This is a genomic window from Mycolicibacterium wolinskyi str. Jessa 2025 (assembly GCF_049241375.1).
Taxonomy (GTDB): Bacteria; Actinomycetota; Actinomycetes; order Mycobacteriales; family Mycobacteriaceae; genus Mycobacterium; species Mycobacterium wolinskyi.
The window spans coordinates 4,225,105-4,239,066 of sequence record NZ_CP185960.1; the positions used below are offsets into that span (position 1 = coordinate 4,225,105).

14 protein-coding genes are annotated in these 13,962 nt (G+C 64.8%); 5 read left to right on the forward strand and 9 right to left on the reverse strand.

All coding sequences use genetic code 11. The features are described 5' to 3' along the window. Positions 1-78: 78 nt before the first annotated feature. Genes ACOI2T_RS20735 through ACOI2T_RS20750 form a run of 4 tightly spaced genes read left to right on the forward strand, consistent with a single transcriptional unit; the run spans position 79 to position 3,369 of the window. Positions 79-1,155: an LLM class flavin-dependent oxidoreductase gene (locus tag ACOI2T_RS20735; RefSeq protein ID WP_409505607.1), complete on the forward strand. Its 1,077-nt coding sequence runs from the start codon at positions 79-81 to the stop codon at positions 1,153-1,155. Next, positions 1,152-1,904: a DUF1684 domain-containing protein gene (locus tag ACOI2T_RS20740; protein ID WP_409505606.1), complete on the forward strand. Its 753-nt coding sequence runs from the start codon at positions 1,152-1,154 to the stop codon at positions 1,902-1,904. Before ACOI2T_RS20735 ends, ACOI2T_RS20740 begins: the two co-directional genes overlap by 4 nt. Positions 1,905-1,924: 20 nt before the next feature. Beyond that, entirely contained in the window at positions 1,925-2,440 is a 516-nt protein-coding gene (locus ACOI2T_RS20745) for a nitroreductase family protein (protein ID WP_409505605.1), read from the forward strand. A 20-nt stretch (positions 2,441-2,460) separates the two neighbouring features. Then, complete coding sequence (locus tag ACOI2T_RS20750; RefSeq protein ID WP_409505604.1) at positions 2,461-3,369, forward strand: 2-hydroxyacid dehydrogenase; 909 nt, start codon at positions 2,461-2,463, stop codon at positions 3,367-3,369. A 28-nt stretch (positions 3,370-3,397) separates the two neighbouring features. Here the strand turns inward: ACOI2T_RS20750 and ACOI2T_RS20755 are convergent, their stop codons facing one another. From ACOI2T_RS20755 to ACOI2T_RS20785, 7 genes are read right to left on the reverse strand one after another with little or no spacing between them, the layout of a single operon-like run. Then, complete coding sequence (locus ACOI2T_RS20755) at positions 3,398-4,240, reverse strand: MetQ/NlpA family ABC transporter substrate-binding protein (RefSeq protein WP_409505603.1); 843 nt, start codon at positions 4,238-4,240, stop codon at positions 3,398-3,400. A gap of 30 nt (positions 4,241-4,270) precedes the next feature. Next, the gene (locus ACOI2T_RS20760; RefSeq protein WP_409505602.1) at positions 4,271-4,963 is read right to left on the reverse strand and encodes a methionine ABC transporter permease; all 693 of its coding nucleotides are present in this window, start codon (positions 4,961-4,963) and stop codon (positions 4,271-4,273) included. Beyond that, the gene (locus ACOI2T_RS20765) at positions 4,960-5,946 is read right to left on the reverse strand and encodes a methionine ABC transporter ATP-binding protein (protein ID WP_409505601.1); all 987 of its coding nucleotides are present in this window, start codon (positions 5,944-5,946) and stop codon (positions 4,960-4,962) included. The genes ACOI2T_RS20760 and ACOI2T_RS20765 overlap by 4 nt, the downstream gene beginning before the upstream one ends. Beyond that, positions 5,943-6,926, reverse strand: a complete 984-nt coding sequence (locus ACOI2T_RS20770) for an LLM class flavin-dependent oxidoreductase (protein ID WP_409505600.1) — start codon at positions 6,924-6,926, stop codon at positions 5,943-5,945. The genes ACOI2T_RS20765 and ACOI2T_RS20770 overlap by 4 nt, the downstream gene beginning before the upstream one ends. Next, entirely contained in the window at positions 6,923-7,930 is a 1,008-nt protein-coding gene (locus ACOI2T_RS20775; RefSeq protein WP_409505599.1) for an LLM class flavin-dependent oxidoreductase, read from the reverse strand. The genes ACOI2T_RS20770 and ACOI2T_RS20775 overlap by 4 nt, the downstream gene beginning before the upstream one ends. Further along, positions 7,927-8,475, reverse strand: coding sequence for an OsmC family protein (locus ACOI2T_RS20780; RefSeq protein ID WP_409505598.1), 549 nt, complete (start codon positions 8,473-8,475; stop codon positions 7,927-7,929). The genes ACOI2T_RS20775 and ACOI2T_RS20780 overlap by 4 nt, the downstream gene beginning before the upstream one ends. 11 nt (positions 8,476-8,486) lie before the next feature. Next, positions 8,487-9,845: an aminotransferase class I/II-fold pyridoxal phosphate-dependent enzyme gene (locus ACOI2T_RS20785; RefSeq protein WP_409505597.1), complete on the reverse strand. Its 1,359-nt coding sequence runs from the start codon at positions 9,843-9,845 to the stop codon at positions 8,487-8,489. A 344-nt stretch (positions 9,846-10,189) separates the two neighbouring features. Between ACOI2T_RS20785 and ACOI2T_RS20790 the strand changes: the two genes are divergently transcribed. Next, positions 10,190-11,425, forward strand: a complete 1,236-nt coding sequence (locus ACOI2T_RS20790; protein ID WP_409505596.1) for an acyl-CoA dehydrogenase family protein — start codon at positions 10,190-10,192, stop codon at positions 11,423-11,425. Here the strand turns inward: ACOI2T_RS20790 and ACOI2T_RS20795 are convergent. Together ACOI2T_RS20795 and ACOI2T_RS20800 are read right to left on the reverse strand one after the other, a co-directional pair. Further along, entirely contained in the window at positions 11,412-12,734 is a 1,323-nt protein-coding gene (locus tag ACOI2T_RS20795) for an NtaA/DmoA family FMN-dependent monooxygenase (RefSeq protein WP_409505595.1), read from the reverse strand. The two genes, ACOI2T_RS20790 and ACOI2T_RS20795, sit on opposite strands and share 14 nt — an antisense overlap. After that, on the reverse strand, positions 12,734-13,954 hold the full coding sequence (locus ACOI2T_RS20800) for an acyl-CoA dehydrogenase family protein (RefSeq protein ID WP_409505594.1): 1,221 nt from the start codon (positions 13,952-13,954) through the stop codon (positions 12,734-12,736). The genes ACOI2T_RS20795 and ACOI2T_RS20800 overlap by 1 nt, the downstream gene beginning before the upstream one ends. Positions 13,955-13,962: the final 8 nt, after the last annotated feature.

Here is a 13,962-nt window from a genome sequence, read left to right on the forward strand (position 1 = left end):
GCCGCTGCGGGACTAAGACGCCGCCGCAGGCGTTGAATCACACATGGTTGTGCGATTGCCCGTAGCGGGAGGTCATCCGTGAAGTTCCTGCTGCTCACCCTGATCGCGCATCACCCCGACCCGGTCACCGGTGAGAAAAAGAGCCCGGCGGATCGGCTGCGCGAAGTCATCGACGCCGCGGTACTCGCCGAAGAACTGGGTTTCGACGGGTTCGCGGTCGGTGAGCGTCATGAGGATCCGTTCATCTCGTCCTCACCGCCGGTGGTGTTGAGCAACATCGCGGCAAAAACCTCGACGATCGGGTTGTTCACCGCGGTGACGACGTTGAGCCTGCTCGACCCGGTGCGCGCGTTCGAGGACTACTCCACGCTGGACAACTTGTCCGGCGGGCGGCTCGAACTGATCATCGGGAAAGGCAACGGCGCAGCACAAGCCGAACTGTTCCAGGTGACCACCGCCGATCAGTGGGACCGCAACCGTGAGGGCTACGAGTTGTTCCGCGCGCTGTGGGACAGCGAGCACGTGACGTGGTCGGGCCGGTTCCGTCCTCCGCTTGCCGACGCGAAGGCACTTCCCAGGCCGCTGCAGCGCAAGATCCGTATCTGGCACGGCAGCGCCACCAGCCGGGATTCGGTCGACCTCGCTGCACGCCACGGTGATCCCCTCTTCTCGGCCAACGTCACCTACCCGATCGAGCCCTATGCCGAACTCGTACGTCACTACCGCCGGCAATGGGCGTCTTACGGTCACAACCCCGAGGACGCACTCATCGGAGCGGGCACCGCGGGCTTCCACATCGCGCCGACATCGCAGCGGGCCGCCGATGAGTACCGACCCGTGTTCGAGACCCGGTTGGCCTTCGCGCGGCGGGCCGGGCTTCCGGTGGTGTTCGAATCGATCGAGGACTTCATCGACCGGAGCTCGGCGCTCGTCGGCAGCCCACAGCAGGTCATCGACAAGGTGGGGCGCTACCACGAACAGCTGGGGCATGAGGTGATCCATCTGAGCGCCGATACCGACGGGGTGACTGCGGCGCAGAAGAGGCAAAGCCTCGAACTGTTCCAGGCCGATGTTGCGCCGGTGCTCCGCGAGAAGATCCCCAGCCGGCCCCTGGCAGCACAACACCACGTGAAGGAAGGTGCGTACCAACCATGACAGCAGCAACGACATTCGAGACCGCCTGGAAGGACTGGCATGCCGAGCGCGAACGCTATTACGGCGATCCACTCGGTTGGGTCAGCCTGACCGGTTTGTACTGGCTCACCGATGAATTCGAGGAGATCGGAGATCTCCCCGGTCGCTGGCGCGCCGACGCCGACGCGGTATTCGTCGAAGGGGTCGAGGGCACCGACCGCCTCGAACCGGCCGAGGGCGCCCCGGGTCTTCTCGTCGAGGCCGGCGACCGCCGCATCGAGGTGATCCGCCGCACCGGATCGGTCGCGCTGCGGGTCCACGACCCGAAGTCGCCACATCTGCAGTCCTACCGGGGCATTCCGACCTACCCGCCGAGCCCGCGCTGGCAGGTCACCGGCACCTTCACGCCGTATCCGCAGTCGCAAACGATCACCACCGGCGCCGTGGTAGAAGGGCTCGAGCATCACCACAACGCCGTCGGATTCATCGATTTCGAGTTGGAAGGTGCGGTCCACCGAGTCGTCGCGTTCGGTCGCCCATCGGGAGACCTTCAGGTTTTGTTCACCGACGCCACCAGCGGGGTGACGACCTATCCCGCGGCCAGGTCGCTGTCGATCGCCCCGCCCGATGCCGACGGGACAGTGGAACTCGACTTCAACCGGGCTTCGAATCTGCCGTGCGCGTTCACCGACTACGCGACGTGCCCGGTGGCGCCCGCCGAGAACCGACTGACCGTCGCCGTCGAGGCCGGCGAGAAGAATCCGCGATAAATCACACTACGGAGGATGCAATGGAAACGTGGGATGCGATACGCGCCAGGAGAAATGTACGAACCTACCTCCCGGACCCGATAGCCGACCATGATCTGGACCGGATCGTCGAGGCGGGATGGCGAGCACCGTCGGCATCCAATCGCCAGCACTGGGACTTCGTCATCGTCACGGATCGCGCTCAACTCCAGGAACTCTCGACGGTGTGGCGCGGCGCAGGCCACATCGCGTCGGCGCCCGCTGCGATCGCGTTGGTCGTCCCACAACCACCTGACGAACGCACCAAACTCATCGACCAGTACGACCTCGGGCAGGCCACGCTCGCGATGACCATCGCCGCGACCGATCTCGGCATCGGTACCGGCCACTCCTCGGTGGGCGACCAGGACAAGGCGCGCGTGATCCTCGGAGTCCCCGAAGATCACATCGTCTCTTATCTGCTCGGCGTCGGGTATCCAGCCGACCGGCCGTTCAAGCCCATCGAAAAACCCGATCGTCGTCCGTTCGACGAGGTCGTGCATCGAGGCCGCTGGTGACCGCTCCGTCAGGAAGAACCGTGAAAGTTCTTGTTCCAGACGACCTCGGGGTCAAGGTGCTGGAGACCGCGACAGATCTCGAGGCGATCCGCTACGAGCCCGGCCAACCGTGGCCGGCCGGGCACGCGGACGCCACGGTCGTCGTGGTCGGCTACGAATCGGCCGCCGCTGTCGGTGCCCGATTCGTAGAGTTGCCCGACCTGCGGCTCGTGCAGACTCTCAACGCCGGATATGACCAGTGGCTGCCGCACCTGCCCGACGGCGTCATGCTGTCCAACGCGCGCGGGGCGCACGGCGGGTCGTCGGCAGAATGGGTGGTCGCCGCGCTCCTGGCCATCTACCGCGACCTGCCGTTCTTCTTAGAACAACAGACCAAGAGCATTTGGCAGCCAAAGGTCACCGAGACCTTGATCGGCAAACGGGTTGTCGTGCTGGGTGCCGGCGACTTGGCGGTGAATCTCGCATCCCGACTGGCACCGTTCGACGCCGACGTGGCGCTGGTCGGCCGCCGCGCCAGACCCGGCGTGCACGCGTACGACGCCGTCGAGCGCCTTTTGCCGCGCGCCGACGTCGTGGTGTCCATGCTGCCCGCCGACGCATCCACCTATCACATCATCGACGCCGAATTCCTCGCCGCGCTGCGCGATGGTGCGGTGGTCGTCAACGTGGGCCGGGGCGCCGCCGTCGACACCGAGGCGTTGCTGGCGGAACTGAAAGCCGGGCGCCTGCGTGCCGCACTCGATGTCACCGATCCCGAGCCGTTGCCGAAAGATCATCCGCTGTGGTCGGCACCGGGCTTGCTGCTGACTCCGCACGTTGGCGGGAGCACCGGCGGGGCCTGGGACCGGGCGTGGGCGATCGCGCTGCGGCAACTCACCGCGTATGCCGACGGCGGTATCCCGCCGAATCTGGTGGCAGGACCGAGGTGACGTCGGGAGGACAGCGAACTGGTCTTCGCTATGCACCGCCCACCGGTGCGCCGAACGCCGGGATCACCTGACCGTCAGGGTATGTGTCGAGGATGAACTGCCTGACCTCGTCTGAGTTGTAGAGCTCAAAAACTCGCTTGTATTGCGGCTTCTCGATGTCCTCGGTACGCGCCACCACACCGATCGCCCACAGCGGATTGTTTGCGGGTTCTTTGGCGAGGGCGTCCTCGAGCTTTAGGCCCGATGCGGTCGCCACGGTTCCCAGAATGACCGCGGCGTCGACATCGGGCAAGGTGCGAGGTGTCGCTTCCAGATCGACCTGCACCCACTGAAGGTCCTTCGGGTTGGCGGCCACGTTCTCGAGCGTGACAGTACTCAAGTCACCGCCCGGCGAGAGCGTGACCAAGCCGGCACTTTGCAGAAACCCAAGCGACCGAGCCTGATTGGGTACGTCCTTACTGATGGCGATCTTGGCGTGATCGGGCAGGTCGGCCAGCGACTTGTGCTTGTCCGAGTACAAACCCGTGGGCGTGAGGAACACAGTCTCGACGAATGTCTGCTTGAAGTGGTTGGTGGCCACCTGGTCGTTGAACCACGGCACATGGCTGTTGAAGTCTATGTCGACGTCACCATCTTCGAGTAGTTGGTGATCGTTGACCGAGTTCGTGGTGGTGACCAGTTCCAGGTCGATGCCTTCTGACTTGGCAAGCTCGATGACCTTTTTGGTGATGTCGCCCTTGGGATCCGGCGCCGCGGCGACTCTCAGTGCTGCGGTGCCTGGCTCCGAGCCGTCGGATCCGCATGCGCCGAGGCTGCCAGCGAGGGTGATCGCGATGGCCGCTACGGCGAATCTCGTGGTTTGACGAAACATGTGTTGTGCCTTTCAGTATGAGGAGAAACGTCAACGGTGAGCGGAAGCGAGGCGCACGGCGAAGTCGCCACTGATTTGAATGGCCTGCACTATCAGGACCAGCAGAATGACGGTGGCGAACATGACGGTGTTGTCGAATCGCAAATAACCGTAGGCGATCGCGAGGTCCCCGAGGCCGCCAGCACCCACCGCGCCGGCCATCGCCGAGAAGGCCAGCGTTCCGACCGCCAGTACCGTCGCCGCCGACAGCAGCCCGGGAAGCGCCTCGGGCAGCAGCACTTTTCGCGTCGTCTGTAACAGCGTCGACCCCGATGCAAGCGCCACATCGACAACATCGCGCGGCACTTCACGGATCGCGGCCTCGGCCAAGCGCGCGAAGTACGCAGCGCCACCCACCGTAAGCGGGACGAGCGCACCCGCCACCCCGATGGCGGTGCCGACCAACAGTCGGGTGACCGGGATCAGGGCGATCAGCAGGATGATGAACGGTAGCGACCGGCCGACATTGATCACCCAACCGAGTACGGCGTTGGTCACGCGGGACGGGCGCAGCCCGTCAGGCGCAGTGACCACCAGGAGGAGCGCTAGCGGAACGCCGATGATCACCGAAAGCGCGAAGGATGCACCAGTCATGACCAGTGAGTCGACGAACGCCGGCCACAACACTTCTGGTAGTTCTTGAATGGGAGTGGAGCCCAGCGCCAAAGCCACCACTTCGGTCATGCCGACATCTCCTGCACATGTATCCCGTTGGCCCACAGCCACTTGCGGCAATCACGTTCCGCGTCGGCCGGGACGGTGATCCGCGCGACACCCACCGTGCGACCGCCAATCGCCTCGATCGAGGCGGCCATGAGCTTGGGGCGCACCCCGACCGCGACCGTCAACTCGGCCAACCACTCCTCGCCGGTCGACGACCGGCCCAGTCGAACCGACAGTTCGACCTCATCGTCGTCGCCGAGCCTGGTCATGGGCTCTGCGAACAGCTGGCGCCCGAGTTCGGAGTCGGGGTCCGCGGCAAGGTCGGAAACCACGCCGCCATCGATGACCCGCCCGTCGCGCAGCAGAGTCGCCCGATCACAGGCACGGCGGACGACGTCCATCTCGTGCGTGATCAGGAGAATGGTCAGATCGAGGTCGTCCCGCAACTCTCGCAGCAACGAAAGAATTGAAGCGGTTGTCGTCGGGTCCAACCCCGACGTCGCCTCATCGGCGAGCAGGACAGGAGGATTCAAGGCAAGAGCACGGGCAATGCCGACGCGTTGACGCTGTCCACCGGACAGTTCGCTTGGATAGGAACCTGCATGGCGGCTCAATCCCACCCGATCGAGCAGTTCATCGATGCGCCGCCGGCGCCGGGCCCTGTCCACGCCGTGCACTTCAAGCGGATAGGCGATGTTGCCTGCGGCGGTGCGATGTGCCAGCAGACTGGACGACTGAAACACCATCCCGATCTTGCGACGCAACGCGATGACCTCACGGTTCTTCAATGGACCGGTGACGGTCGTGCCGTCGACGACGATGTCGCCGCTGTCGGGAGTCTCAAGCCGGTTGACACAACGCAACAAGGTGGTCTTTCCTGCACCGCTGGGCCCGATGACGCCGGTGATGGAGCTGCGGGGAACCTGTAGGGAGACGTCGTCGAGGATGTCGACGGTCGAAGAGCCGAGAGCGAAAACCTTGTTGACGCTTTGAATGTCGATCACGACGTCACCGATGCCTGCAATGCCGCAACCGCGTCGGCGATGGTGGCCAACGCGGCTATCGAAGCCTCGACAGTCAGATGGGTGGGCTGGAACTGCACCAGCAGATCAGTGGCCAAACCTACCGTGGGATCGGCGGCCAGCGCCTGGCTGATGTGTTCGCGCGAACCGTGGATGACACCATGACGCGCCAACACCTCGTCGTCGTCGCAATCGTTCAGTTCGGGCGGCAGGTTCTCATTTCGTGCCCAGTCACGCACGTCGGCGGCCGCGCGGGCGCGGGCGGCCGCGTCCGCATCGGGCAGGATGGTTCTGCTGACGCCCAGGCGGGGAACGTGGCCGTTCACGGTGCTGACGTGCCGGTACTCGATTGCGATCGGACGCTGGAATTCTCCGACCGGCCGGTTGTCCAACGGCCAGGACCGGGCCAGCAAGATACCCTGGCCCAGCTGCGCGGCAGCGCATGCCGCCTTCCTGGTCGTCGTGGCGCGCCAGATGCGGTGCGCCAGCGACGGCGCCCGCGGCGTGAGCACGGCCCCTCCGGGAAGCTCATCACCCGACAGCACGGAGACCAGAACACCGGCATTGACATTGGAATCGTCAGCGCGCCTGCTGAAATCGCGCGACATTGCGGTGAACGTCGGCGGATGCGCACCCGAACCGAGGCCGAGTTCGACGCGCCCACCGCTGATCAGATCGACGAGCGCGGCATCTTCGGCCGCCCTGATGGGGTCTTCCAAGGCCAGGGTGATGACCGCGGTGCCCAGTCGGATCCGTTGTGTACGCGCGGCAATCGCCGCGAGCAACACCAACGGCGAGGGCACGACGCCCCGTTCGGCACCGAAATGATGCTGCGCCAACCACACCGAGTGATATCCGAGACGTTCGGCCTGCACACACACCTCGATGGTGTTGGCGATGATCTCGTGGTCCGTGCTACCCGATGACGCATGGGTCAAGAATCCGAGCCGGGGCGCGGTCACGGCGTCACCGCCGGCCGTTTGTCGACGAGCCGCTGCTGCAACTGCGGTGCCACCGCGACCGCGGTGAGTTCCAGTGCGGCCAGAACCTTGTCGGGATGGACGGTACCCGGAGCGGTCTGGCAGATCAGCTCCGTGGCATGCGGCACGATCAGGTCGGCCACCAGGCTCTCGACAACTTCGTCGGGGTGGCCGTGATGCACAAGCGATCGGCAAAAGTAATCCTCAGTGCTCCGGTTGGCCGGGAAGTGTCCTTCTCGGACCATCTGGGCCACATATCGATTCAGACCATCTGCGAGGTCAGCTGTCGACGTGCGCCTATCGGCTGCCGGGTACACGGTTCGCGAGACTCCGATACGAGGCGCGGCATCGGTCAACGCGTCGCGATACTGCGTGACGACCGGTAATTGATGCTCGTCGGTGGCGGTGTCGGAGAAGTACACGCTGCGCGCCAACAACAACCCGTTGCCGTTGCGCCCGGTCCGCTGGGCACCGGCGGTGCTGGTCGTCGACTCCCATATCCGGCCGGTGATCGCCGCTGCGGAGCTGTGTAGGCGCGCGGTAGTGGCGTTGATCGGGTCACCACGGAGCACTGAGGTGAGCGTGCTGAGTTTCTCGGTGAAAGCCGTTTGCTTGTGCGAGATATCAGCACCGACTGCAGCGAATGTCTCCACGTGTCCGCCAGTTCCGACTCCGAGCTCCACGCGTCCGCCGGAGATCTGATCCACCACGTACACCTGTTCGGCGAGCGCAATGGGATCGTCGGTGGGCAGCACCACGACCGCCGTGCCGAGGTTGATCCGGCTGGTCGTCGCGGCGGCGGCGGCGAGGAACGTCAGCGGTGTGGGCAGGGAACCATCGGGATCGCCGAATCGATGCTGGGCCACCCAACCGGTGTCATAGCCGAGTTCGTCCGCCGCCTGGAACAAGTCGAGCGCGATGTGCAGCGACTCGGCAGGAGTACGCCCGGATGTGACGTGGGTGAGGAATCCCAGCCGTAGGGTCACGACGACGCTCCACTCGTGGTCAGCCGTAACCGGCTCTCCACGCGGGCCGGTGTTCGTATCAAATTGAGCACCGGACACACCGCGTCGACGTGAGCGATCAGTGCTTGCACCTCCGCTGCGGCGGCCGGCGACTCCACATGCACGACGTAGCGCAGGTTCGTGGGTTGTTTTGTCGCGTCGTCGAAGCCGTCGACTCCGCCACGGGGATCCAACTCGGCATTGACATCCACGTCGACGGAGTCGAGCAGTACGCCCCGCTCAGCGGCATGAATGAGCACGGTGTGCGCGATGCAGCTGCCCAGTACACCCAGCTGAAGTTCTGGGGATGTTGGGCCGAGGTCGTAGCCCGCGTAATCCGGTGAGCTGTCGCTTATGACCTGATGCTGCCGAATGACGATACGCCTGACTCCGGTGGCCCCCGCGACGGTGACGCGCGCTGATATGCCGACCGGATCGGTGCCACCGCTGCGTATCTGCTCGACAAGCCGACTGCGGGCAGCCCGCTTGTACGGAAGGTAGTCACGGATGCTGTTGAGTGGCAACATGTCTCCTCTACTCAGTTGGCCGTGGCCAGTCGGTTTCCCCGACCGTGCGCAGCGGCGGCCAGCAGCGCCGCGAGTTCGGCGTTACGTGCTGGGGCATCGGGCAGTTGGCCCGTGCCGATCCAGATGTGTGGCTGTGCGTCCCTGCCAGGGCCGCACGCAGCACCGGATCCGCTCCTGATGCCGTGATCGGCGAGTTCACGGCGCGCATGTCGTTCGTCGTGGACCGGGATCCACAGCGCCAGTCCATCTCCCCCACCTCGAGCGTCCACGCCGTGCTCGCGTAGTTCCTCTGCCAACATGCTTCGGCGGTCACGGTGACGCCTGCGAGCTATACGCAGTTGTCGTTCGGTGTTCTCGTCGCCGATGAGGTGAGCCAGGGCGCCTTGCAACATGCGACTGGTGGCCAGCATGCCGAGGCTGCGGATGCGGTCGATGCGTGCGACGACTTCCTCTGGTCCTGAGATGACGCACGTCCGAATATCGATGCCGTAGGCCTTGCAATAGGAGCGGATGAGGACATGGCGATGCGGATGACTGCCGGCCAGAGTCCGGGCGGGCTGGCTGCTGGCGGGCCCGATGTTGTCGTCCTCGATGACCGTTACCGCCTCAGGAGCGGAGGCAAGAACCGCCGCTAGTTCGCCGATACGGTCGCGGGTGAGCGCGGACCCGGTCGGCACCTGGGACCGTGGCTGATAGAGGACGGCGTCGGGTCGGCTGAACAACGCCTGCTGCAACGCCTCCGGCCGGGGACCGTGCGCGTCGCCCCGCACGGGGATGGCGGTCGCGCGCACCGCCCGCAGTGTTTCGAGGATACGGGGTGCTGTCGGCGATTCGACGGCGACCGCACCGCCAGGTCGCACCGTCGCTCGCAACGTCAGAAGCGTGCCCTCGTAACCGCCGTTGGCGACGGTATACCTCGGCGCTGGGAAGGGCCAAGTTGCGGTGACCGCGGCGAGAAGTACGGGCTCGACCGCTTCAGTGTCATGATCGGCTCGCCGGGACGCAGCGGCCGCGGCGAACGCATCATCGATCGATGGCAACAGCAGCGGGTCCGGCAGGTGCTCGTCGAACGGGTAGTCCGACCAGGGACGCTCACATCCGGCCGAGAGGGTGTTGACCAAGGTGCCGCGGCGCCGGTCGGTGTGAAGCCAGCCACCATGGCGCAATTCGGTCCACGCGATCGACACCGTCGCCGGGCTGACCTCAAGTGCTCGAGCGATCCGGCGAACCGTGGCCAGGCGTATGCCTTGTGGCAGTGCGCCATTCCGGATGAGATGCTCAACAGCGCTGGCGATCCCGCGTGAGCTCCGATCGGTTACGGCGGACGTGATGACCGAAAGACCGTCGTCACTGTTCGTCGGATGTGACATGTCGACCTCCTGTCTTTGTCGCAGACCGCTCGAAACTAACAACGCTTCGCAGCCCGGATAGCCCTTAAATCCACCGTGCGCCGATCTTCCGAACTGTGCTCTGACCATAGGATTTCGGCCACTGCAGCCACTGTCAGAGGGTCCTGCCGGAATTGGACAATCGATGAACCGCCTGCCGGTATCAGGCTGGACATAATTATCGGGAGCGGCAGCGCAGGCAGCGCATCGACGCTGCGAGCTCACACTGCGCAGCGGCTTCGGCCGTGGCCCACCCACCCACCCAACTAACAATCTGTGCGACCGCAAACCTGGCGCCCACGCCGGGTGTCGACATCATCGAAACTATGACCGTCACCGACCCGCATACCGTTGCGCCGAGCACCGACCACCCCGCGGCGGAGCCCATCGTGGTCAGCGGTACGAGCCCGCTGGCCGACGACTTCCGGAGTCGCTTCTTCACCGGCGAGGACTACCGCCGGTTCCACACCCGCGCGGCGCGCTACGACGCCGAGAACGTCTTTTTCTCCGAAGATTTCGCCGAGCTGACCAAGGTCGGCTATCTCAAGGCTCCGCTACCTGAGCAGTTCGGCGGGTCTGCGCTGACGCTGCGGGACGTGGCCCGCGAGCAACGCCGGCTCGCGTACTGGGCGCCGGCCACGGCCCTTGCCGTCAACATGCATCTGTACTGGGCGGGGTCCGCAACCACCGCGACAGCGCGTGGCGTCGCGGACGTGGAATGGCTGCTTGCCGACATCGCCGCAGGACAGATCTTCGCCGCCGGCCACGGCGAGCCTGGTAACGATGTCGGCCTCGACGACGCCCAAGTCCGCGCGGTCCCACAGGCGGACGGTAGCTACCTCATCACCGGCCGCAAGGTGTTCACCTCGTTGTCGCCGGTATGGAACCAGATCGGAATTCATGCCCGTGACGACTCCGATCCCGACAACCCGGTCATCGTGCATACCTTCGTCAACCGCGACGACCCCGGCGTCCACGTCGAGGAGACCTGGAATGCACTGGGTGTACGCGCAACCGCCAGCCACGACACCGTGTTCGACGATGCGCGTGCCGCGGCCCACAAGACCGTCGCCGTACACCCGGTGGGACCGGTCTACCCCGACTACATCGGACTGCTGCTGGCCTGGTATCTGCCGCTGTTGTCGAATGTCTACCTGGGCATCGCACGTCGCGCGCTCGATCTGGCGATACTGGGTGCGCAGGCGAGAACCTCACTGCGAGAGGATATTTCCCGACATGCCCAGAAACCGGCAGTGCAGCGCCAGGTTGCGCAGGCCGAGATCAAACTCGAAGCCGCCGCGGCGTTCGTGGAGTCGGTGAGCGATCCCGACGATGTACAAGGTACGTGGGCGCCGTTGCGCGCGCTGGCCGCGAAAGAGTTCGTCACCGCGACCGCCAGGGAGGTCGTCGACATCGCCGTGCAGGTGGTCGGTGCTGCGTCCGTGTCCAAGCGCCACGAACTCGAGCGTCTGTTCCGCGACGTGCGGACGGGTTCACTTCACCCGCCCAACACCGACGCCGTCCTCGAGGCCATCGGCGCCACCGCGCTCAACCAAGTCTGACGTGGTAAGGCTCCAGCCCGAGGTTCTCGCGCAGGGTATGGCCTTCATAATCGTTGCGCACCAGACCTTTGTCCCGTAGTAGCGGGATCACCTCGTCGGTCAAGCGGTCGAAGGAATTGCCACCGTGGAGGGTGAACCCGTCACTGGCGCGCAACGTGAACCACTCCGCGAACACGTCGGCGACCTGTTCGGGTGTGCCGATGACATCCAAATGCCCACTGCCACGGATGCGTTGGAGGAACTGACGCAGTGTGATGTTGTCCACCTCGGTGACGAGGTCGTGCAACAGCAACCCGCGGCTGACCCGTCGGTTACTGGTGGCAAGCGTCTCCCGGGAAGGAATCCGTTCTGCCGGAATGACATCGTCGAGATCGAGACCGTCGAAATCGAAGAACGGCGCTTCGCGATTGAGGAACTTCAACCGGTCGGCATAGAAGTTCGGCTCGGAGAACACCTCCCGGTACTCATCGAGCGCCGCTTGCTCACTGTCGGCGACATAGGTGCGGATGCCTGGCAGTACTCTGAGCGAGTCGGGATGACGGCCGCCCGCCACGACCAGTTCCTTGATCTTGTCGTAGTAGGTCCGGGCGTGCGGCAGGTCGGGTGTTGCCACGAAGACCGCCTCGCCGAACCTTGCCGCGAAACGGATACCGTCGTCGGATGCTCCGGCCTGGAATACGACCGGCAGATCCTCGACGAGTCGCGACACGTCGAGCGCCTGCTCGACCGAGTAGTACTCGCCGACATGCTCGATGTCACGAATCTTCGTAGGATCCACGACGGGCGCCTGGCCATCGGTGAACGACAGCGCGTCCACGGCCCAGCTGTCCCACAGCTTGATCACCACGTCGATGAACTCGGCCGCGCGCGCGTAGCGCTCGGTCGGTGGAAGTAACGTGGCCGGACCGAAATTCACCTCGCCGTTAAACGAGGTGACGGCGTTCCAACCGGCCCTGCCGCCACTGACGTTGTGCAGGGTCGCGATCTGGCGGGCGACGTTGTACGGCTCGAAGAACGACGTGGAGGCCGTGACCACCAACCCGATCCGCTCGGTGACGGAGGCCAGTGCCGCCGAGACCGCAAGCGGTTCACCGAGCAGGCTTGGATCATTGATGATGTTGTTCTTGTTGAACCCGAGGAAATCAGCCTTGAAGAACGCGTCGATCTTCGCGCGCTCAGCCTGCTGGGCGTAATCCACGATCCGGGCGAAGGCCGAACCAGGCGACGAACCGTACGCCCGCTGTTTGTCTGACCAACCGTTCGGCCGATCGAACAACACCAGGTTCAGGTACTCACGCCTCGGCGCCATCAGAAGAACCCGCCGCGCGGCAACGGCTCACCGGTAATCTCATGTGCCCCAATGGCCTTCGCCTTATACGTCTTTGGGTTGTGGGCCGCGATGGTGCGAATATTGCGCCAGTGCCGATCGAGGTGAGCGCTGCGGCGAACGGCCGATCCACCACCGACATCGAACAGCTCCGATGCTGCGCGGTTCGCCAGCTCGTCGACGACGACCTTGGCCTTCGCCGCCTGTAAGGTCGCCTCCAACGACAGCGCCTCTTCCGCGTCGAGACGGTCATGTGCGTCGGTGGCCGCGCCGAGAGCCTCGGCCGCCGACAGCACGAGCGCTTGCGCGGCAAACGCCTGACTGGAGAGAAGCCCGATGCTCTGCTGCAGGATCGGGTCATCGACCGGGTTGTCGGCGGCCGCGTGATAGAACGTCCGCTGTTTTGCCCGGACCAGCTCTGCGGCGTCGCGGACGACACGGCGCAGGATGCCCGCAATCACCGAGGTGAGGTAGAGCTGCGGGAACGTGCCCTTGTACGGTAGGTCACCACCGAAACCGCCTGGCGCGAAGAAATCGTCGTCGGAAACCTCGACGTCGACGAAACGTGTTGTCCCGCTGCCGGTGAACCGTTGACCGATACCGTCCCAGTCATTCTCGAGGATGACGCCCGCACGGTCGGCCGGAATGATGAACCGCACAGTCTTGCCGTGCTGGTCGGTGGTTGCGACCACGAGCCAGTCAACGTACAGGTTCCCCGTGCTGTAGTACTTCGTGCCGGACAGGCGCAATCCGTCCGGCGTCTCGGCGATAGCGGTGGCATACCGGTAGTCCGGACTACCGGCTTGGGCCGTACCGAGCTCCGTTGCCGACACGCCGAACAGATCGCCGGCGCGGACGCGGTCGAACCAACGCTCGTCCTCGACCCGCGGACGCCGGATGAGGTTCTCTACCGTGCCGAAGTGATTGCGAAGGCTGTGCGCCACATTGGGATCGGCCTCGCCAAGACTGATGACCACCTCGAAAAGCTCACGCAGGCTTGCACCACCACCGCCGGCATCAACAGGCAACCGCAACGCGCCCAAACGAGCCTGACGGATCAGCTCGAACTTCGCAAAAGGTGGTTCGTCACGGTCGTCGCGCTCGATGACGCCGTCGCCGATCTGCTCGATGAGCTCATACAGGGCTGGTGATCCGAATACGACTGGCGCCGAGTCGTTGCGGACTGGAATGTCGATCGTCATGCGATCAC